Origin of the sequence: uncultured Zoogloea sp. (genome assembly GCF_937894855.1) — a bacterium.
GTDB lineage: Bacteria > Pseudomonadota > Gammaproteobacteria > Burkholderiales > Rhodocyclaceae > Zoogloea > Zoogloea oryzae.
Map to the genome: position 1 here is coordinate 57,244 of NZ_CALAYQ010000037.1, position 17,668 is coordinate 74,911.

Genomic DNA, 17,668 nt, shown 5'->3' on the forward strand with positions numbered 1-17,668 from the left:
CTTCTTCAGGCCACTTCGTCGATCCAGGCTTGCTGGATCGCCTCAAGCACCCGTTCGCCGCAGTGCTTGGGGTCGTCGTTGAACTCGGGCAGCGCCATCACCCAGCGCATCAGGTCAACAAAGTTGAGTTTTTCCGGATTCACATCGGGATGGGCTTCGGACAGCTGGATGCCGATTTCCTGAACGTCAGTCCACTTCATCAGTGCTTGCCCTCCCGGGCCATGTTGATCGAGTACTTGGGAATCTCGACGGTCAGCGGCGTGGTGCCGACCACCGCCTGACACGACAGGCGCGAGTTGGGCTCAAGCCCCCAGGCCTTGTCGAGCAGGTCTTCCTCGAGTTCCTCGGCCGGCTCGAGGCTGTTGAAGCCTTCCCGCACGATCACGTGACAGGTGGTGCACGCACAGGATTTCTCGCAGGCGTGCTCGATCTCGATGTCGTTGGCGAGCAGGGTATCGCAGATGGTCTGGCCGGGTTCGGCCTCCAGCACCGCGCCCTCGGGGCACAGCTCCACGTGGGGGAGCACAATCAGGGTCGTCATGTTCGGTCTTAAATCTTGATGTCGTCGATCTTGTGGCCAGCCAGGGCCTCGCGGATGCTCTTGTCCATCCGGCGCGATGCGAACTCGTTGGAGGCGCGATTGAAGGCTTCCAGCTGGATCTTGATCGCCCGCACGTCCTGCCCTTCGGCAGCGGTGCGCAGCGCGGCGATGGCCACGTCCAGCGACGCCCGTTCGGCGGCGTTGAGCAGCCCGCCATCAATGGCCAGGGCCTTTTCGGTGGCTTCGACGACGCGGGCCGCCTCGACCTGCTGTTCCTTCAGGCCGCGCAGTTCCATGTCGCGCTGGGCGTGCTCGAAACCGGCCTTCAGCATCTCGGCGATCTCGTCGTCGGCAAGGCCGTAGGACGGCTTCACCTCGACCCGCGCCTCGACGCCGGTGGCCTGCTCCCGGGCGGTGACCGACAGGAGCCCGTCGGCGTCCACCTGGAAGGTCATGCGGATGCGCGCGGCGCCCGCCACCATCGGCGGAATGCCGCGCAGTTCGAAGCGGGCCAGCGAACGGCAGTCGGAAACCAGCTCGCGCTCGCCCTGCACCACATGGAAGGCCATGGCCGTCTGGCCGTCCTTGAAGGTGGTGAAATCCTGGGCGCGGGCGGTCGGGATGGTGGAATTGCGGGGGATGATCTTCTCGACCAGCCCGCCCATCGTCTCGATGCCGAGGGACAGCGGGATGACGTCGAGGAGCAGCCATTCGTCCTCGCCCGCCCGGTTGCCGGCCAGCACGTTGGCCTGCATCGCGGCGCCCACGGCGACGACGGTGTCGGGATCGAGGTTGGTGAGCGGCGTCTGGCCGAAGAATTCGCCGACGGCCTTCTGAACGTGGGGCATGCGCGTGGCGCCGCCCACCATCACCACACCCTTCACGTCGGCGGGGTCAAGGCCGGCGTCGCGCAGGGCTTTCTTGAGCGGGCGAATGGTCTTGTCCACCAGCGGCCGGGTGATGTCCACGAAAACGTCGCGGGAAATGACGAGGTCCAGCTCATCGCCGCTGTCGAGGGTCATGCGGATCGGCACGGATTCGTCGAGGGTCAGGCGTTCCTTCACCTCGCGGGCCTTCATCAGCATGCGCCGGGAGTCCCTGTCGGACGGCAGCGAGATGCCGGCGTTGTCGAGCATCCAGCAGAACAGGCGATGGTCGAAGTCGTCGCCGCCCAAGGCCGCATCGCCGCTGGTGGCCACCACCTCGAACACCCCGCGGGAGAGCCGCAGGATGGAGATGTCGAAGGTGCCGCCACCCAGGTCGTACACCGCATAGACGCCTTCAGAGGCATTCTCGAGGCCATAGGCGATGGCTGCCGCGGTGGGCTCGTTGAGCAGGCGGAGCACGTTGAGCCCGGCGAGCCGGGCCGCATCCTTGGTGGCCTGGCGCTGGGCGTCATCGAAGTAGGCGGGCACGGTGATGACCGCGCCGGTGAGCTCGCCGCCCAGACTGCGTTCGGCGCGAATGCGCAGATCCTTGAGGATTTCGGCAGAGACTTCGACCGGGCTCTTCACGCCCTGGATGGTGCGCAGGCGGACCATGCCTTCGGTGTCGACGAAGTCGTAGGGCATGGTCTCGACGTGGGCGACGTCTTTCAGGCCGCGGCCCATGAAGCGCTTGACCGACACGATGGTGTTGCGCGGATCGACCGCCTGGGTCGCCATCGCCTTGCGGCCGACGACGATCTGGCCGTCGGGCAGGTAATGCACGATGGACGGCAGCAGCATCTTGCCGTCTTCGTCCTGCAGGCACTGGGGGATGCCGTTGCGCACGGTAGCCACCAGGGAGTTGGTCGTACCCAGATCGATCCCCACCGCCAGCCGGTGCTGGTGCGGCAGGGTGGACAGGCCCGGTTCGGAGATTTGCAGCAGAGCCATCAGGATTCCAGCGCCGTCAAGGCGTCATTGATTTCGTGTTGCAGCTTTTCGAGGAATTTCATGCGCCGGATGGTATCGGCGGCGGCGTCGAGATCGACGGTGTCGTCAAGCTGCCGGCCGAGTTCTTCGACCAGCGCCCGGGTGTTCTGGCGGATGTGCCGGGCGAGCTCGTCGAGCACGTCCTCGTCGGCGGCCTCGCGGGCCTCGCCGAGGGCCTCGCGCCATTCCATCTGCTCCATCAGGAACTCGGCGGACATGGCGGTGTTGGTGTCGAACGCAGGATCGACACCGCGCAGCTCAAGCAGGTAATGCCCGCGGGTGAGCGGGCCCTTGAGGGTGCGGAAGGCTTCGTTGACGTGGGTCGCCCACTGCATTGACTGACGCTTCTCGGCGTCGGACAGGTGGGCAAAGCGGTCGGGATGGACCCTGCCCTGCAGGTCGAGATAGGCCTGCTCCAGCCGCTCCTCGTCGATGCGGAAGGCCGGCGTCAGGCCGAAGAGCGCAAAGTAATCCTGCTTGAGATCGAGCATCGTGGACGTTCGCGCCTCAGACCGTGAAGCTTTCGCCGCAGCCGCACTGGTCCTTCACGTTCGGGTTGTTGAACTTGAAACCCTCGTTGAGGCCCTCGCGTACGAAGTCGAGTTCGGTGCCGTCCATGTAGGGCAGGCTCTTCGGGTCGATCAGCACCTTGAGACCGTGGCTTTCGAAGACGATGTCCTCGGGCAGCACCTCATCGGCAAACTCGAGCTTATACGCCATGCCGGAACAGCCCGACGTACGCACGCCGAGGCGGATGCCGACACCCTTGCCGCGCTTGGCGATGAAGTTGCCGATGTGGGTTGCTGCCTTGTCGGACAGGGTTACTGCCATGATCGAACTCCTTGTCAGCCGTTGTGCTTTTTCTTGTAATCCTCGACCGCCGCCTTGATGGCGTCTTCGGCCAGGATCGAGCAGTGGATCTTCACCGGCGGCAGGGCCAGTTCTTCGGCGATGGCCGTGTTCTTGATCTCCAGCGCCTGGTCGAGGGTCTTGCCCTTGACCCACTCGGTGACGAGGGAGCTGGAAGCGATCGCCGAGCCGCAGCCGTAAGTCTTGAACTTGGCATCTTCGATGATGCCGTCCTTGCCGACCTTGATCTGCAGTTTCATCACGTCGCCACAGGCCGGCGCACCGACCATGCCGGTGCCCACGCCGTCGTCTTCCTTGCCGAATGCACCGACGTTACGGGGATTCTCGTAGTGGTCCAGAACCTTTTCGCTGTATGCCATTTTTGCTCTCCTGTCAGTGCGCTGCCCACTGCACGGTATCAAGATCGATGCCTTCCTTGAACATGTCCCACAGGGGCGACAGTTCGCGGAGCTTTCCGACCTTGCGCTGCAGCAAGTCGATTGTATAGTCGATTTCCTCGTCCGTCGTGAAGCGGCCGATGGTGAAACGGATGGAACTGTGGGCGAGCTCGTCGTTGCGGCCCAGGGCGCGCAGCACGTACGACGGCTCGAGGCTCGCCGAGGTGCAGGCCGAACCGCTCGACACGGCGATGTCCTTGATCGCCATGATCAGGGATTCACCTTCCACGTAGGCGAAGCTGATGTTCAGGTTGTGGGGCACGCGATGGACCATGTCGCCATTGACGAAGGTTTCCTCGATCTGACTGAGGCCCTTCAGCAGGCGGTCACGCAGGGCGCCGACGCGCTTGTTTTCTTCGGCCATCTCGAGGCGGGCCAGGCGGAACGCCTCACCCATGCCGACGATCTGGTGGGTGGCCAGGGTGCCGGAGCGCAGGCCGCGCTCGTGGCCGCCACCGTGCATCTGGGCTTCGAGACGCACGCGCGGCTTGCGACGCACGTACAGGGCGCCGATGCCCTTCGGCCCGTAGGTTTTGTGGGCAGAGAAGGACATCAGATCGACCTTCAGCTTCGAGAGGTCGATCTCGACCTTGCCGGTGGCCTGGGCCGCATCCACATGGAAGATGATGCCCTTCTCACGGCAGATCTCGCCGATCTCGGCGATGGGCTGGATCACCCCGACTTCGTTATTCACGAACATCACCGACACCAGGACGGTGTCCGGGCGGATCGCCGCCTTCAGCACGTCCAGGTCGATGAGGCCGTCTTCCTTCACGTCGAGGTAGGTGGCCTCGAAGCCGACGCGCTCAAGCTCGCGCACGGTGTCGAGCACGGCCTTGTGTTCGGTCTTGAGGGTGATGATGTGCTTGCCCTTGCCGGAATAGAAATGGGCTGCACCCTTGATCGCCAGGTTGTTCGATTCGGTTGCCCCGGAGGTCCAGATGATTTCCTTCGAATCGGCACCCACCAGCGCCGCGACTTCCTCGCGGGCTTCCTCGACGGCCTTCTCGGCGGTCCAGCCGAAGGCGTGGCTGCGGGATGCCGGGTTGCCGAACAGCTCGGTGAGGTAGGGGATCATCTTTTCCGCAACGCGGGGATCCACCGGCGTGGTCGCCGAATAATCGAGGTAGATCGGAAACTTGAGCATCTTCATCTTCTCCGTACAGCAAAAATTTTAAACCGTTCAGAAACTTAGACCGCCATCGCGGCAAGCGTTCGGAGGCCGGCGAGGTTCTCGCCCAGGGCCGTCAAAAATTCATCCACGTCGCGCCCGGTGCTGCCGGCGCCAAAGCTCACCCGCACCGCCGAGCGGGCCAGGCCCGCCTCGACACCCATCGCCATCAGCGTGTGAGACGGCTCTGGATTGGCGCTGGAGCAGGCCGAGCCGCTCGCCACCGCAAATCCGGCCCGGTCAAGCTTGCCGACCAGAGTCTCGCCATCCACGCCACCGATCGCGAAGAACGTGGTGTTGGACAGGCGCCGTGCATCTGCCGCGAAAATCTGTGCGCCCATGCTGGCGAGCCCGGCTTCGAGCCGCTGCTGGAGCCCCGCCATCTGTACCGCGCGGGTTTCGACCGCCGCCGCGGCCAGCTCACAGGCCTTGCCGAAGCCGACAATGGCCATCACGTTTTCGGTGCCGGAACGCAGGTTGCGCTCCTGGCCGCCCCCGGCCACCAGCGGCGCGAGTTCGACACGTTTGTCGATCACCAGCGCCCCGGCGCCCAGCGGGCCGTAAATCTTGTGGGCCGACAGCGTCAGGCCCTGCACGCCCAGGGCGCGAAAATCCACCTTCACCTTGCCCAGCGCCTGCACCGCGTCGCAGTGCATCCAGCCACCGGCAGCGCGCACTGCCCTGGCATGCGCGGCGACATCCTGGATCACGCCGGTTTCATTGTTGGCGAACATGATCGACACCAGCTTCGGCTTGCCGGCGAGGCAGGCCTCGAAAGCCACCGGGTCGATCCGCCCTGCTCCATCCACCGCAATCTCGTCAAACTGCCAGCCCTGGCGCACCAGCTGCCGGGCGGGCTCCCGCACGCAGGGGTGCTCGATGGCACTCACCGCAACGCGGCCCGGCTTCATCAGCGCCGCAGCGCCCTTGATGAACAGGTTGTTGGCCTCGGAGCCGCCGCTGGTGAACAACACCTCGGTAGGATGCGCACCCACGGCTGCGGCCACCTGGGCCCGCGCCTCGTCGATCGCTTTGCGCGCCGCACGGCCGTATTCGTGGCGGCTCGACGCGTTGCCGAAGCGCTCGCCGAACCACGGCCGCATGGCCTCACGCACCGCCGGATCGAGGGGCGTGGTGGCGTTGTGATCGAGGTAAACCGGCGCAAACACCGATCGCTCCTGTGAAATCAGGCCGTTGCCGGAACAACGCCCTTGGCGGACGCAGCCGAGCGCTCATCGTGAAGCACCGATACCTGTGCCGCCTTGGCCCGCTGCTGCTCGACGAGGTTGGCCAGCGTCACCGAGTGCAGGTATTCATACATGCGACGGTTGAGGTTGGTCCACAGCTCGTGGGTCATGCAGCGGTGCTCGTCCTTGCAGTTTTCCTTGCCACCGCAGGAGGTGGCATCCAGCGGCTCATCCACCGCGGCGATGATGTCGGCAACGGTGATCGACGCCATGTCCCGGGCCAGCGCGTAACCGCCGCCGGGGCCGCGGACGCTGCTGACCAGCTCGAAGCGGCGCAGCTTGCCAAACAGCTGCTCGAGGTAGGAGAGGGAAATCTTCTGGCGATCGGCGATGCCCGCCAGCGTCACGGGGCCCTCGGCACAACGCAGCGCCAGATCAATCATTGCCGTGACGGCAAAACGACCTTTGGTGGTGAGTCTCATGGTGGCTCCTGGGGGCGGGCAAATTAATAGTTGAACGTTTCAGTCAAGAATACCAAACCCGACAAAAACGATCAACTATTTTCACACCCGCAACACAGGCCGCTCAATCCACCATCTTGCCGAGCCCTTGCGGGTCGAAGGCGTCTTCGGACTTGGCCGCTTCCTCCACCGAAATCCCGGCTTCGGCGAGCTTGTCGAGCAGTACGCGGATGCGCCGGTCGGTCTCGACGGCGTGGTCGAGCAAGCCATGCAGCGCCTTCGAAACCGGGTCGTCCAGATCGCGGGTGACGCCGTAGGCGGTGAAGCCCATCTGCTCCGCCTTGGCCTCGCGGGCCCGGGCAGCGTCGTCCTTGCCGGCCTCGATGACGCGGGCCGGATTGCCGACCGCGGTCGCACCCGCCGGCACCGGCTTGACCACCACCGCATTGGAACCCACCTTGGCCCCGTCGCCCACCTCAAAGCCACCCAGCACCTTGGCGCCGGCGCCGATCACGACGCCACGCCCCAGCGTGGGATGGCGCTTGGTGCCACGGTAGAGCGAGGTGCCACCGAGGGTCACGCCCTGATAGATGGTGCAGTCGTCGCCGATCTCGGCGGTCTCGCCGATCACCACGCCCATGCCGTGGTCGATGAACACCCGCCGGCCGATGGTCGCGCCGGGGTGGATCTCGATGCCGGTGAGCATCCGCCCCACATGGCTGCTGAAGCGCCCGACCCAGCGAAAACCGTTGGTCCAGGCAAGATGGGCAAAACGATGCAGCCACAGGGCGTGCATCCCGGGATAGCAGGTGAGCACTTCCCACCTGGAGCGTGCGGCCGGATCTCGCTCAAGCACATTGGCGATGTCCTCACGCAGACGACTGAACATGAAAGGGAACTCCCGAAACGAATCGCGCTGTTTTCCGCCCCCGCCGGCCCGGGATGGAACCGGGCGGGAGATTTTTATTTCCGACTATTTTAGTCTACTTCTTTTCAAAGGCGGTCAGCATTCCACGCAGAATGTTGATTTCGTCCTTCTCGAGCTGGATCCGCCCAAACAGCCGGCGCAGGCGCGGCCACAGGCGCTTGGAGTTGCTCGGATGGAAGAAACCGCTGGCGGTGATCGCCCGGTCGAGGTGGCTGAAGAAGCCCTCCACCTGCTCGAAGGTCGCCAGCTCGGATTCGAGATTCGGCGGTTCGCCCGGATCGAGGGCCGCCATCCGCAGCTCGTAACACAGCACCTGCACCGCAGCCCCCAGGTTGAGCGACGAATACTCGGCGCTCACCGGGATCTTCACCGGCATGTGGCACAGGGCCACATCCTCGTTCGAGAGCCCGACCGTCTCGTTGCCGAAGACCAGCGCCACGTCACCGAAGCTGGTGCGCGAGACGATGTCGCCGGCGGCGTCCCGGGCCCACTTCATGGGCACTGCGAGTTCGCGCTGGCGCGCGGTGAGCGCCGCGGCGAACACCGTGCCCTCCAGCGCCTCGGCCAGGCTGCCGACCACCCGCGCACTGGCGAGGATGTCGTCGGCGCCGGCCGCGCGGGCGGTGGCCACCGGATCGGGGAAGGAATGGGGGGAGACAAGCACCAGTTGCGACAGGCCCATGGTTTTCATGGCCCTGGCCGCGGCTCCGATATTGCCCGGATGACTGGTACGGGAAAGTACTACACGCACGCGCCCAAGCGCGCCATCGTGGTTCATATTAAAATGCCGGGTTTCCGAATTAGTGTCGACCGGTGGGGGCAATCCTGCCCGGGCCGGCCAACCTTGCCAGACACCCATGCATCCCACTCTGAACATCGCCATCAAGGCCGCACGCCGTGCCGCCGCCGTCATCAACCGGGCTTCGAACGACGTCGAACTCCTGCGGGTCGAATCCAAGTCGCCCAACGACTTCGTCACCGAAGTCGACCGGGCTGCCGAAGAAGCCATCATTCAAGTGCTGCGCGATGCTTATCCGACCCACGCCATTTTAGCAGAAGAGTCCGGCGAGACCGGTCCGGAGGCCGAGACCGAGTACCAGTGGATCATCGACCCCCTCGACGGCACCACCAACTTCATTCACGGTTTCCCGCAATACGCCATCTCCATCGCCCTGGCCCGCCGCGGCGTGGTGGAGCAGGCGGTCGTCTATGACCCGAACCGCAACGAGATGTTCACCGCCTCCAAGGGCGCCGGCGCCTTCCTGAACGACCGCCGCATCCGCGTCTCCAAGCGCCTGCGCCTGCAGGAAGCCCTGGTCGGCACCGGTTTCCCGTACCGCCAGTTCGGCAACGTCGACACCTACCTCGCCATCTTCAAGGAGCTCACCCAGAAGACCGCCGGCCTGCGCCGTCCGGGCGCCGCGTCGCTGGATCTGGCCTACGTGGCCGCCGGCCGTCTCGACGCCTTCTGGGAATTCGGTCTGTCCCCGTGGGACATGGCTGCCGGCAGCCTGCTGATCAGCGAGGCGGGCGGCCTGGTGAGCGATCTGGCCGGTGAATCCGACTACCTCACCACCGGCAACATCGTCGCCGGCACGCCCAAGGTGTTCCCCCCGCTCATGCAGATCATCCAGGGCCACTGCGCCGACAAGATCCCCGCCTGATGCGCGCCGTCGCCCTCCTCCGCACCCTGCTGGCGAGCCTGCTGCTGATGGCAGCGCCCGCATTTGCCGGCACGGTGCTGGTGTGGGGCGACAGCCTGTCGGCGGGTTACGGCCTGCGCCCCACCGAAGCCTGGCCGGCGCTGCTCGAGCTGCGTCTGCACGAATCGAAACTGCCCCTCAAGGTTGTAAACGCCAGCATCAGCGGCGAGACCACCGCTGGCGGGCGCAGCCGGCTGCCGGCCGCGCTGCAGGCCCACCGGCCTTCGGTGGTGGTGATCGAACTGGGCGCCAACGACGGCCTGCGCGGTCTGCCCATCCCGGCCATGAACGCCAACCTGCAGGCGATGATCGACGCCAGCCGCCAGGCCGGCGCTCGGGTGCTGCTGGTGGGCATGCAGATGCCGCCCAACTACGGTCCCGACTACACCGCGCGGTTCGCCAGGACGTATCAGGATCTCGCCCGGACCAACAAGGTCCGGCTCGTGCCTTTCATGATGGCCGGCTTCGCCGACAAGCCGGATCACTTCCAGCAGGACGGCATTCACCCCACCGCCGAGGCTCAGCCGAAGATCCTCGACACCATCTGGCGCGAACTCAAGCCGCTGCTGCGCTAGGTTCGCTCCGCCCGCTCAGGGCAGGCGCAGCGACGGATTGTGCCCCTTCACCGCGCAGATGCGCTGGATCACCGCCGGCTTAGGCTCGGCCACCTCGCCCTGCTCGTAGGCCAGCACCGTGCAGGTGTCGGCCACCCGTTCGAACAACTCGTGAGAGCGCAGCAGGAAATCCGGATTGCTCGGCTTGCCGAAGCGCTCGTTGCCCACCATGAAGGTCTCGTAGATCAGCACCCCGCCGTGATTGAGCGCCGTCAGCAGCAAGGGCAGCCGCGGGCGGAAGAGATAATTGGTAACGATGATCGCGTCGAAGTGACGCCCGGCGTAGGGCCACGGCCCTTCCTCGATGTCGGCCTCGCGGGTGGTGAGGTGCGGCACCCCGGCCAGCAGCTCGAGCGCCACGGCGTCCCGATCCACCGCCTCGACCCGAAATCCCCGACCCGCCAGCCAGCGCGCATGACGACCGCTCCCGCACGCAAAGTCGAGCACTTCGCCGCCGGAGGTGATCAGTGAAGCAAAACGGGTGACCCACGGCGACGGGGTCAGAGAGGCAGCATGGCGCATCGGCAATCGGGCTCCCGAATCAGTATTGGAATGGCGTTCATTCTGTCAGATGGGCGCCGCGTCCGGCAGTTCCCGTGCGCAGCCGCCAGCCAGTCACGGGTAATTTAGTAAATCACCAGATTCTGATAGTCTTTCCCCGACCTAAAACCAGAACGAGGAGACATACATGAACGGGAGATTCATCGCCGCCGGACTGGGGCTTCTGCTTGCCGCCGGCGGTGCGCTGGCCGCCGACCTGAAACGTGCCGAAGAGATCGTCGGCGGGCGCTGCTTCATCTGCCACGGCATGGAAGGCGAAGCCGCTTCGGCGCTCTACCCGCGCCTCGCCAGCCAGCACGCCGACTACATCGCCCGGCAGCTCGCCGACTTCAAGAGCGGCAAGCGCAAGAGCGAAACCATGGCCGGGATGGCCGCCGACCTGACTCCGGAAGAGATGAAGGCCCTGGGCGAGTTCTTCCAGAAGAAACCCGCCACCCACAGCCAGAGCGCCGATCCGGACCTCTCCGGCGTGGGCCGCTACATCTTCACCAAGGGCAACCAGTATTCCGGCGTGGCCGCCTGCGTGTCGTGCCACGGCCCCAAGGGTTACGGCACGCCGCAACTGCCGCGCCTTGCCGGCCAGCAGGCGCTGTACATCGAGAACCAGCTCAAGCAGTTCAACACCCGCGAGCGCAACAACGACAACGCGGTGATGCACTCCATCGCCTCGAAGCTCTCCGAGCTCGAAGTCAAAGCCGTCGCAAGCTTCATCTCGACGCTGGAATAGGTGCCCAACGGTGGCCGGCAAGCCACGTGGGGAGCCTGCCACCACGGCAGCGTTTGACCTTGATCAGAACGCTGCCGATTAGTCCGACCGCCCCCACCTATTCGCGCGAAAATCAATCGGGTACCTGCACCCAGGCCAGTCGGGGGCCATTTCAAGCCCGGCGCCCGAAGTTCATGATTGGAGACGTCCATGAAGCTCCACCGAACGCTTGCACTTGCTGCCGCCATCGCAACCCTTGGTCTGATCTCTGCCCTCCCCGCACACGCGGCCGAAACACCCGTTGCAACGGCATCCAGGGAAGGCTGGTATCACCAGCTCGTGGATGCCGGCTTCGTCGCCGGCTATGCCGTCCTCCCAAAACCGGATGGCGTCCTGATCGTCGATTCACGCCCCACCGCCCGCAAGTACGATCCGGGGCACATCCCGACCGCCGTCAACATTCCGGACAGCCAGTTCGAGAAGCTCATCGACAAGCTCCCGGCCGACAAGCAAACCCTGCTGATCTTCTACTGCGACGGCTTTGAATGCCTGCTCAGTCACAACTCCGCCTTCAAGGCCGAGAAGCTCGGCTACACCCGGATTCACGTGTACGCCGCGGGCTACCCCGACTGGATCAAGCAGGGCCACATCGGTGCCGTCTCCGTCCCCTTCATCAAGAAGCTCCAGGACGAAGGCGCGCCCATGACGCTCATCGACTCTCGCCCCAAGGAGCGCAAGTACGACAAGGGGCACATCCCCGGGGCAATCAGCATCCCGGATCTGCAGTTCGACAAGCTCATCGACCGACTGCCCACCGACAAGACCAGTCCCCTGTATTTCTACTGCGAAGGCCTCGCCTGCACGCTGAGTTCAGACTCGGCCGCACGAGCGGTGAAACTGGGTTACACGCGAGTCAAGGTGGTGCCCGAAGGCTACCCCGAGTGGGTGCGCCTCTACGGCCCGGGCCCGACGTCCGAGACACCCGCCAGGCCCGCGATCCAGGTCGGGCGTGACACCAGCACGATCACCGTTGCGTCCTTCGAGCGGATATACCGTCAGGCACCCGACACCATCCACCTGATCGACGTGCGCGATCCCGCGGAATTCGCCAAAGGCAGCTTCAAGGGCGCCATCAACTTCCCGATCAAGACCCTCGAAAGCCGGATCGCCGAACTGCCGTCCGACAAACCCATCGTGTTCTTCTGCGGTGCCGGCGGGCGCAGCGGCGACGCCCACGATCTGGCCAAGCAGTTGCGGCCCCAGCTGCAAACCTACTTCATCGACGCCGAGATCAAATGGACCGCCGACGGCGGTTACACCATCACGGAGTAATCTCCGCCAGCCCGGCGAAAAAAAATCCGGCCACCTGGATCAGGTGGCCGGATTTTTCGTGGTGAGTGCAGGTTAGGCTTACACCAGCATGTCGGCCCAGATGTTGCGGGCCCAGGCCATCGCGGCCTTGCCCTCGATCTCGTTGGCCGCCGCCGACACACCACCGGAGCCCGGCACCGGCAGCACCGTCTTCTTCTCGGCGTCGTACTGATGCACCGAGGTCACGTGGATCACGTTCTTCGAATCCACGAAGCTGTAGCAGGTGTTCATCACCACGGGCGCCGGGTTGGGCGCTTCGCCCGCCAGCAGGTTGAGGATCGCTGCCGCCGTCACTTTGGCGTGCTGGTTGGCCATGTGGCCAGACTTGGGCATGGTCGGCGCCGGGAAGATCGCGTCGCCGATCACATGCACGCCCGGGGTGTTCACCGATTCAAAGGTCTGCCAGTTGATATCCACCCAGCGGCCGTTGATGAGCTTCACGCCAGACTTCGCCGCGATGTCGCCCGCGCGCTGGGGCGGCACCACGTTGAACACGTCGGCCTTCACCTTGTCGAACTCGAGGATCGCGGTGCGGTTGGCTGCATCCACCTCGCGCAGCTCGCTGTTCGGGCGGTATTCGAGGATGCCCGCGTACTTCTCGAAGGCCTTGGTGAACAACCCCTTCTTGGAGGTGATCTCCTCGTTGGCGTCGAGCACCAGCACCTTGGATTTCGGCTTCTTCTGCTTGAGGTAGTTGGCCACCAGGCACGCCCGCTCGTAGGGCCCGGGCGGGCAACGGTAAGGCGCCTTGGGGATTGACAGCGCGTACACGCCGCCGTCCTTCATGTCCTCCAGCTGCTTGCGCAGGGCAACGGTCTGCGCGCCCGCCTTCCAGGCGTGGAGCACCACCGCCTGAGCCGCCTCGGTCTCGAGACCCGGCACCTGGTCGAACATGAAATCCACCCCCGGCGACATCACCAGCCGGTCGTAGCTCAGCACGCCGCCCGAGGCCAGCGTCACCTTGCGGCCGGCGGCGTCGATGGCGGTGACGCTGTCCTGCAGCACCTTCACGCCCCAGGTGCTGCGCAGGCCGTCATAGCTCATGGTGATGTCGGCCATCGTCTTGTCGCCGCCAATCACCAGGTTGGAGATCGGGCACGAGATGAACTGCGGGCTGCGCTCGACGAGGGTCACATCCACGCCCCGCTCGCTCCACATGCGCAGGTATTTGGCCACCGTGGCCCCGCCGTAACCGCCGCCCACCACCACCACATGGCCGCGGGGCCGGCTTCCGCCCAGGGCGCAGCCACCGAGCATCGGCACTGCGAGCGCTCCGCCAGCAAGGGCGGCCGTCTTCAGGAAATCGCGTCGATTCTGCATGGTTCCGGGCCCCCTCATTTCTGGGCGGCGAAGTACGCCGCGATCAGCTCGAGCTGGGCTTCGGTATAGCCCTTCGAGATCTGGTGCATGATCGTCGCGGGCTTGGCGCCGGACCGGAAGTCACGCAGCTTCTGCATGAGCTTGTCCTTGTCGACGCCGGCCAGCGCGTCGTTGCCGGCGCCAGCCACCGCACGGCCGTTGGTGCCGTGGCAGTTGGCGCAGGTGGCGGCCAGATTGCGGGCCAGGTTCGGGTCGGGCTGGCCCGCGGCCTGGGCCGCACCGACCGCGCCGACCAGGCACAGGGCCGAAATCCATCGAAGCAGTTTCATCACTTCTCCTCCTTGAAGCCGCGGGCGCGGCGAGCAGTTGAGCCAGCTTATTGTTCTCCGTGACAGCCTGCATCGGCAAGCTGCCATGACCGTCGTGGTGCGGCCTTTCGTCAAAGCTTGTATCGCCGCGCGCGCTTCCGCACCGCACCAATATTAGCAATTGACTATATTAGTTTATGGTTATAAATTGTTTGAGATCAAGGGAGAAAAAAACTTAATTGCGCACGCCCCGATGCCCGCCTCCCTCGACACCGACCACTGGAACAAGGGAGAGACACACCCATGGCAGACCAGCCAACCCAGCGCGGACGCGTGCGCCCGGCGCCCGAGCACTTCCTGACCGAAGCGGACATCGCCGAGGTCAAGGACGGACGCCGCGACTTCCTGCGCAAAGCCTTCCTCACCGCCTCCGCCGCCATGGCCGCCCCGGCCATCGTGCGCGCCGAGGACGGCGATCCCAACATCTTGACCCTGCCGCCGTGGACCACCAGCCTCGGCCAGCCCGTCGCCGCCCGCCCCTACGGCCTGCCCTCCCAGTACGAGAAGGGCCTGCAGCGCCGCGAATCGCCGGGCCTCACGCGGATGTCGCAGGTGTCGGTGGCCTTCACGCCGCTGCAGGGCCTGTTCGGGATCATCACCCCGTCGGGCCTGCACTTCGAGCGTCACCACCAGGGCTGGAGCGACATCGATCCGTCCAAGCACCGCCTGATGGTGCACGGCACCGACGAAGGCTTCGTGAAGCAGCCCAAGGTCTATACCGTCGATGACATCCTGCGCCTGCCACCGGTGTCGCGGATGCACTTCATCGAATGTGGCGCCAACACCGGCATGGAATGGGGCAACGTGGCCGTGCCCACCGTGCAGTACAGCCACGGCATGCTCAGCTGCTCCGAATTTACCGGCGTGCCCCTGAGGTTGATCCTCGAAGACTGCGGCATCGACTGGAAGAAGGCGAAGTACGTGCTCGCCGAGGGTGCCGACGGCTCGTCGATGACGCGCACCATCCCCATCGAACTCGTGCAGTCCGACGAAGTGCTGGTCGCCTACGGCCAGAATGGCGAGATGCTGCGCCCCGAAAACGGCTACCCGCTGCGCCTCGTGGTGCCCGGCGTGCAGGGCGTGAGCTGGGTGAAGTGGCTGCGCCGCATCGAGGTGGGCGACAAGCCCTGGGCCACCAAGGACGAGGCGATCCATTACATCGACCTGATGCCCGACGGCCAGCACCGCCAATACACCTCCACGCAGGAATGCAAGTCGGTCATCACCACCCCGTCCGGCGGGCAGATCCTGCTGGATAAAGGCTTCTACAACATCTCGGGGCTGGCCTGGTCCGGGCGCGGAAAGGTCAAGCAAGTTGACGTATCCACCGACGGCGGCATCAACTGGCGCCGGGCGCGGATCGAGGGCCCGGTCAATTCCAAGTGCCTGACCCGCTTCAACATCGACTGGGTGTGGGACGGCAAGCCCGCGATCCTCCAATCCCGCGCGGTGGACGAGACCGGTTACGTCCAACCCTCCTACGGCCAGCTGCGCGCGGTGCGCGGCACCAAGTCGATCTACCACAACAACGCCATCCAGTCGTGGAAGGTTGCTGAAAGCGGGGAGGTGAGCAATGTCCAGGTTCTCTAAGACTCTCGTCGCCATCGCCCTGGCTGCCTGCGCCACCGGCGCCCTGGCCGACGGCAAGTACGCCGGCGTGGGCCGCGCCGCCAAACCGGCCGAGATCCACGCCTGGGACATCGACGTGCGCCCCGACTTCAAGGGCCTGCGCCCCGGCAGCGGCAGTGTCGATCAGGGCCAGGAAACCTGGGAAGCCAAGTGCGCGTCCTGTCACGGCAGCTTCGGCGAATCCAACGAGGTGCACACCCCGCTGATCGGCGGCACCACCAAGGACGACGTGAAGACCGGCCACGTGCTGTCGCTGGTCAAGGGCGACGCCCCCCAGCGCAGCGCGATCATGAAGGTCGCCACCGTCTCCACCTTGTTCGACTACATCAACCGGGCGATGCCCCTCACCGCGCCCAAGTCGCTCACCAACGACGAGGTGTACGGCCTGGTGGCCTACCTGCTCAACCTGGCCGAGGTGGTGCCCGGCGACTTCGTGCTCACCGACAAGAACATCGCCGAAGCCCAGGCCCGCATGCCCAACCGCAACGGCATGACCACCAACCACGGCCTGTGGCCCGGTGCGCCCGCCAGCAAGGGCGGCATCGGCAACGGCGGCAAGCCGGACGTGAAGAGCATCGCCTGCATGAGTAACTGCAAGACCGAGGTGAAGGTCGGCTCGCTGCTCCCGGTGTATGCCGAGACGGCCCACGGCAACCTCGCCGAGCAGAACCGCCCGGTGGGCCCGGTACGCGGCAAGGACACGTCCGGCAAGGCGCCGGCCGAGGCCAGGCCCGCAGCCCAGAGCGACAACGCCGCCGCCACAAAGCTCGCCAGTGACAGCGGCTGCATGGCGTGCCACGGCGTGGCGAACAAGATCGTCGGCCCCGGCTACAACGAGGTCGCCGCCCGCTACAAGGGCCAGACCGACGCCGAGGCCAAGCTGACCGCGAAGGTGAGAGCGGGTGGCCAGGGCGCATGGGGGGCGATCCCCATGCCGCCCCAGAGCCAGCTCAAGGATGACGACATCCGCCGCCTCGTGAAGTGGATTTTGTCTGGCGCCAAGGCGCAGTAACCCAGGATCAACCAAGGAGAGAGACCCATGAACAACCAACGCCGTGAAATCCTCAAGGCCGGCGGCGGGCTCGGCCTGTTCGGCCTGCTGGCCGCCGCCGGCCTGCTCACCCCGGGCGAGGCTCGCGCCGAGTGGAACAAGGCCGCCTTCGACGCCAAGACCATCGACGAAACCCTCAAGGCCCTCGGCGCCACCGCCCCGGCCAACTCCGCCGATGTGCAGCTCACCGCCCCGGACATCGCCGAGAACGGCGCCGTGGTGCCGGTAGGCGTGGTGTCGACGCTGGCCGGTGTCGAGGCCATCGCCATCCTCGTCGAGAAGAACCCGAACCCGCTCGCCGCCAGCTTCACCCTGCCCGCCGGCACCGAACCCTCGGTGCAGACCCGCGTGAAGATGGGCCAGACCTCCGACGTGTATGCCCTCGTGAAGGCCGGCGGCAAGTTCTACATGGCGAAGAAGGAAATCAAGGTCACCCTCGGCGGCTGCGGCGGCTGAGCCCTGCGCGCTTCATTACAGAAAGGAATCGAAATGGCAGATCCGATGAAGATTCGCGCAAGCGCGAAGGATGGCATCACCGAAGTGAAGATCCTGATGAGCCACGAGATGGAAACTGGGCAGCGCAAGGATTCGTCCGGCAACCTGGTGCCGGCCCATTTCATCACCGAAATCACCGCCGAGCACAACGGCCGCCAGGTGCTGGCCGGCCAGTTTGGCACGGCGATCTCGAAGAACCCCTACCTGGCCTTCAAGTTCAAGGGCGGCGCCAAGGGCGACAAGCTCGCGGTGAGCTGGGTGGATAGCAAGGGCGACAAGCGCACCGACGAAGTGCAGATCGCCTGATGCCCGGCGCTGCCGGCCGATACGCCGGCAGCG

The 17,668-nt window shown here is 65.3% G+C and carries 22 protein-coding genes; 8 read left to right on the forward strand and 14 right to left on the reverse strand.

What is annotated here, in order from left to right:
• Positions 1-5 precede the first annotated feature (5 nt).
• The 11 genes from iscX to Q0672_RS04785 all read right to left on the reverse strand — a co-directional run bounded on the left by iscX (position 6) and on the right by Q0672_RS04785 (position 8,289).
• Positions 6-200, reverse strand: coding sequence for a Fe-S cluster assembly protein IscX (gene iscX / locus Q0672_RS04735; protein ID WP_298620296.1), 195 nt, complete (start codon positions 198-200; stop codon positions 6-8).
• A complete protein-coding gene (gene fdx, locus Q0672_RS04740) occupies positions 200-541 on the reverse strand; it encodes an ISC system 2Fe-2S type ferredoxin (protein WP_153159541.1) in 342 nt (113 codons plus the stop codon). The genes iscX and fdx overlap by 1 nt, the downstream gene beginning before the upstream one ends.
• 8 nt (positions 542-549) lie before the next feature.
• Positions 550-2,418: a Fe-S protein assembly chaperone HscA gene (gene hscA, locus Q0672_RS04745; protein ID WP_298620298.1), complete on the reverse strand. Its 1,869-nt coding sequence runs from the start codon at positions 2,416-2,418 to the stop codon at positions 550-552.
• A complete protein-coding gene (gene hscB / locus Q0672_RS04750; protein ID WP_298620300.1) occupies positions 2,418-2,948 on the reverse strand; it encodes a Fe-S protein assembly co-chaperone HscB in 531 nt (176 codons plus the stop codon). The genes hscA and hscB overlap by 1 nt, the downstream gene beginning before the upstream one ends.
• 16 nt (positions 2,949-2,964) lie before the next feature.
• Complete coding sequence (gene iscA, locus Q0672_RS04755) at positions 2,965-3,288, reverse strand: iron-sulfur cluster assembly protein IscA (RefSeq protein ID WP_153159544.1); 324 nt, start codon at positions 3,286-3,288, stop codon at positions 2,965-2,967.
• Between the two features lie 14 nt (positions 3,289-3,302).
• Complete coding sequence (gene iscU / locus Q0672_RS04760) at positions 3,303-3,686, reverse strand: Fe-S cluster assembly scaffold IscU (protein ID WP_153159545.1); 384 nt, start codon at positions 3,684-3,686, stop codon at positions 3,303-3,305.
• Between the two features lie 13 nt (positions 3,687-3,699).
• Positions 3,700-4,911 carry an IscS subfamily cysteine desulfurase gene (locus tag Q0672_RS04765; protein ID WP_284187168.1) on the reverse strand — a complete coding sequence of 404 codons (1,212 nt, stop codon included), beginning with the start codon at positions 4,909-4,911 and terminating at the stop codon, positions 3,700-3,702.
• A 44-nt stretch (positions 4,912-4,955) separates the two neighbouring features.
• The gene (locus tag Q0672_RS04770; protein ID WP_298620303.1) at positions 4,956-6,104 is read right to left on the reverse strand and encodes a cysteine desulfurase family protein; all 1,149 of its coding nucleotides are present in this window, start codon (positions 6,102-6,104) and stop codon (positions 4,956-4,958) included.
• A gap of 17 nt (positions 6,105-6,121) precedes the next feature.
• Complete coding sequence (iscR, locus tag Q0672_RS04775; RefSeq protein WP_153159548.1) at positions 6,122-6,604, reverse strand: Fe-S cluster assembly transcriptional regulator IscR; 483 nt, start codon at positions 6,602-6,604, stop codon at positions 6,122-6,124.
• 103 nt (positions 6,605-6,707) lie between these two features.
• Positions 6,708-7,472 carry a serine O-acetyltransferase gene (gene cysE / locus Q0672_RS04780; protein WP_153159549.1) on the reverse strand — a complete coding sequence of 255 codons (765 nt, stop codon included), beginning with the start codon at positions 7,470-7,472 and terminating at the stop codon, positions 6,708-6,710.
• A 94-nt stretch (positions 7,473-7,566) separates the two neighbouring features.
• Positions 7,567-8,289 carry an RNA methyltransferase gene (locus tag Q0672_RS04785; RefSeq protein WP_298620306.1) on the reverse strand — a complete coding sequence of 241 codons (723 nt, stop codon included), beginning with the start codon at positions 8,287-8,289 and terminating at the stop codon, positions 7,567-7,569.
• Positions 8,290-8,368: 79 nt separating this feature from the next.
• On the opposite strand from Q0672_RS04785, the gene Q0672_RS04790 reads away from it, so the two are divergent.
• Positions 8,369-9,175, forward strand: a complete 807-nt coding sequence (locus Q0672_RS04790; RefSeq protein ID WP_298620308.1) for an inositol monophosphatase family protein — start codon at positions 8,369-8,371, stop codon at positions 9,173-9,175.
• Positions 9,175-9,789, forward strand: a complete 615-nt coding sequence (locus tag Q0672_RS04795; protein ID WP_284187138.1) for an arylesterase — start codon at positions 9,175-9,177, stop codon at positions 9,787-9,789. The genes Q0672_RS04790 and Q0672_RS04795 overlap by 1 nt, the downstream gene beginning before the upstream one ends.
• 15 nt (positions 9,790-9,804) lie before the next feature.
• Here Q0672_RS04795 and Q0672_RS04800 read toward each other — a convergent pair whose 3' ends face one another.
• Positions 9,805-10,350 carry a bifunctional 2-polyprenyl-6-hydroxyphenol methylase/3-demethylubiquinol 3-O-methyltransferase UbiG gene (locus Q0672_RS04800; protein WP_153159553.1) on the reverse strand — a complete coding sequence of 182 codons (546 nt, stop codon included), beginning with the start codon at positions 10,348-10,350 and terminating at the stop codon, positions 9,805-9,807.
• A 166-nt stretch (positions 10,351-10,516) separates the two neighbouring features.
• On the opposite strand from Q0672_RS04800, the gene Q0672_RS04805 reads away from it, so the two are divergent.
• Both Q0672_RS04805 and Q0672_RS04810 read left to right on the forward strand, forming a co-directional pair.
• A complete protein-coding gene (locus Q0672_RS04805) occupies positions 10,517-11,116 on the forward strand; it encodes a c-type cytochrome (RefSeq protein ID WP_298620311.1) in 600 nt (199 codons plus the stop codon).
• Between the two features lie 189 nt (positions 11,117-11,305).
• Positions 11,306-12,427 carry a rhodanese-like domain-containing protein gene (locus tag Q0672_RS04810; RefSeq protein ID WP_298620313.1) on the forward strand — a complete coding sequence of 374 codons (1,122 nt, stop codon included), beginning with the start codon at positions 11,306-11,308 and terminating at the stop codon, positions 12,425-12,427.
• 78 nt (positions 12,428-12,505) lie between these two features.
• Here Q0672_RS04810 and Q0672_RS04815 read toward each other — a convergent pair whose 3' ends face one another.
• Positions 12,506-13,786 carry an NAD(P)/FAD-dependent oxidoreductase gene (locus Q0672_RS04815; RefSeq protein WP_298620315.1) on the reverse strand — a complete coding sequence of 427 codons (1,281 nt, stop codon included), beginning with the start codon at positions 13,784-13,786 and terminating at the stop codon, positions 12,506-12,508.
• Positions 13,787-13,800: 14 nt separating this feature from the next.
• Positions 13,801-14,115 (reverse strand): c-type cytochrome, encoded by a 315-nt coding sequence (locus Q0672_RS04820; RefSeq protein WP_153159557.1) that lies wholly within the window; start codon positions 14,113-14,115, stop codon positions 13,801-13,803.
• A 282-nt stretch (positions 14,116-14,397) separates the two neighbouring features.
• Between Q0672_RS04820 and soxC the strand changes: the two genes are divergently transcribed.
• Genes soxC through soxZ form a run of 4 tightly spaced genes read left to right on the forward strand, consistent with a single transcriptional unit; the run spans position 14,398 to position 17,635 of the window.
• The gene (gene soxC / locus Q0672_RS04825; protein WP_298620318.1) at positions 14,398-15,744 is read left to right on the forward strand and encodes a sulfite dehydrogenase; all 1,347 of its coding nucleotides are present in this window, start codon (positions 14,398-14,400) and stop codon (positions 15,742-15,744) included.
• The gene (locus Q0672_RS04830) at positions 15,728-16,795 is read left to right on the forward strand and encodes a c-type cytochrome (protein ID WP_298620320.1); all 1,068 of its coding nucleotides are present in this window, start codon (positions 15,728-15,730) and stop codon (positions 16,793-16,795) included. Before soxC ends, Q0672_RS04830 begins: the two co-directional genes overlap by 17 nt.
• Positions 16,796-16,822: 27 nt before the next feature.
• Positions 16,823-17,290 (forward strand): thiosulfate oxidation carrier protein SoxY, encoded by a 468-nt coding sequence (soxY, locus tag Q0672_RS04835; protein ID WP_298620322.1) that lies wholly within the window; start codon positions 16,823-16,825, stop codon positions 17,288-17,290.
• 33 nt (positions 17,291-17,323) lie between these two features.
• Positions 17,324-17,635, forward strand: coding sequence for a thiosulfate oxidation carrier complex protein SoxZ (gene soxZ, locus Q0672_RS04840; RefSeq protein ID WP_298620324.1), 312 nt, complete (start codon positions 17,324-17,326; stop codon positions 17,633-17,635).
• Positions 17,636-17,668 lie beyond the last annotated feature (33 nt).

What these genes read in the sequence shown, in the direction of transcription:
- iscX (WP_298620296.1), bottom strand. Translation starts at nt 200, where the DNA reads ATGAAGTGGACTGACGTTCAGGAAATCGGCATCCAGCTGTCCGAAGCC.
- fdx (WP_153159541.1), bottom strand. Translation starts at nt 541, where the DNA reads ATGACGACCCTGATTGTGCTCCCCCACGTGGAGCTGTGCCCCGAGGGC.
- hscA (WP_298620298.1), bottom strand. Translation starts at nt 2,418, where the DNA reads ATGGCTCTGCTGCAAATCTCCGAACCGGGCCTGTCCACCCTGCCGCAC.
- hscB (WP_298620300.1), bottom strand. Translation starts at nt 2,948, where the DNA reads ATGCTCGATCTCAAGCAGGATTACTTTGCGCTCTTCGGCCTGACGCCG.
- iscA (WP_153159544.1), bottom strand. Translation starts at nt 3,288, where the DNA reads ATGGCAGTAACCCTGTCCGACAAGGCAGCAACCCACATCGGCAACTTC.
- iscU (WP_153159545.1), bottom strand. Translation starts at nt 3,686, where the DNA reads ATGGCATACAGCGAAAAGGTTCTGGACCACTACGAGAATCCCCGTAAC.
- Q0672_RS04765 (WP_284187168.1), bottom strand. Translation starts at nt 4,911, where the DNA reads ATGCTCAAGTTTCCGATCTACCTCGATTATTCGGCGACCACGCCGGTG.
- iscR (WP_153159548.1), bottom strand. Translation starts at nt 6,604, where the DNA reads ATGAGACTCACCACCAAAGGTCGTTTTGCCGTCACGGCAATGATTGAT.
- cysE (WP_153159549.1), bottom strand. Translation starts at nt 7,472, where the DNA reads ATGTTCAGTCGTCTGCGTGAGGACATCGCCAATGTGCTTGAGCGAGAT.
- Q0672_RS04785 (WP_298620306.1), bottom strand. Translation starts at nt 8,289, where the DNA reads ATGAACCACGATGGCGCGCTTGGGCGCGTGCGTGTAGTACTTTCCCGT.
- Q0672_RS04790 (WP_298620308.1), top strand. Translation starts at nt 8,369, where the DNA reads ATGCATCCCACTCTGAACATCGCCATCAAGGCCGCACGCCGTGCCGCC.
- Q0672_RS04795 (WP_284187138.1), top strand. Translation starts at nt 9,175, where the DNA reads ATGCGCGCCGTCGCCCTCCTCCGCACCCTGCTGGCGAGCCTGCTGCTG.
- Q0672_RS04800 (WP_153159553.1), bottom strand. Translation starts at nt 10,350, where the DNA reads ATGCGCCATGCTGCCTCTCTGACCCCGTCGCCGTGGGTCACCCGTTTT.
- Q0672_RS04805 (WP_298620311.1), top strand. Translation starts at nt 10,517, where the DNA reads ATGAACGGGAGATTCATCGCCGCCGGACTGGGGCTTCTGCTTGCCGCC.
- Q0672_RS04810 (WP_298620313.1), top strand. Translation starts at nt 11,306, where the DNA reads ATGAAGCTCCACCGAACGCTTGCACTTGCTGCCGCCATCGCAACCCTT.
- Q0672_RS04815 (WP_298620315.1), bottom strand. Translation starts at nt 13,786, where the DNA reads ATGCAGAATCGACGCGATTTCCTGAAGACGGCCGCCCTTGCTGGCGGA.
- Q0672_RS04820 (WP_153159557.1), bottom strand. Translation starts at nt 14,115, where the DNA reads ATGAAACTGCTTCGATGGATTTCGGCCCTGTGCCTGGTCGGCGCGGTC.
- soxC (WP_298620318.1), top strand. Translation starts at nt 14,398, where the DNA reads ATGGCAGACCAGCCAACCCAGCGCGGACGCGTGCGCCCGGCGCCCGAG.
- Q0672_RS04830 (WP_298620320.1), top strand. Translation starts at nt 15,728, where the DNA reads ATGTCCAGGTTCTCTAAGACTCTCGTCGCCATCGCCCTGGCTGCCTGC.
- soxY (WP_298620322.1), top strand. Translation starts at nt 16,823, where the DNA reads ATGAACAACCAACGCCGTGAAATCCTCAAGGCCGGCGGCGGGCTCGGC.
- soxZ (WP_298620324.1), top strand. Translation starts at nt 17,324, where the DNA reads ATGGCAGATCCGATGAAGATTCGCGCAAGCGCGAAGGATGGCATCACC.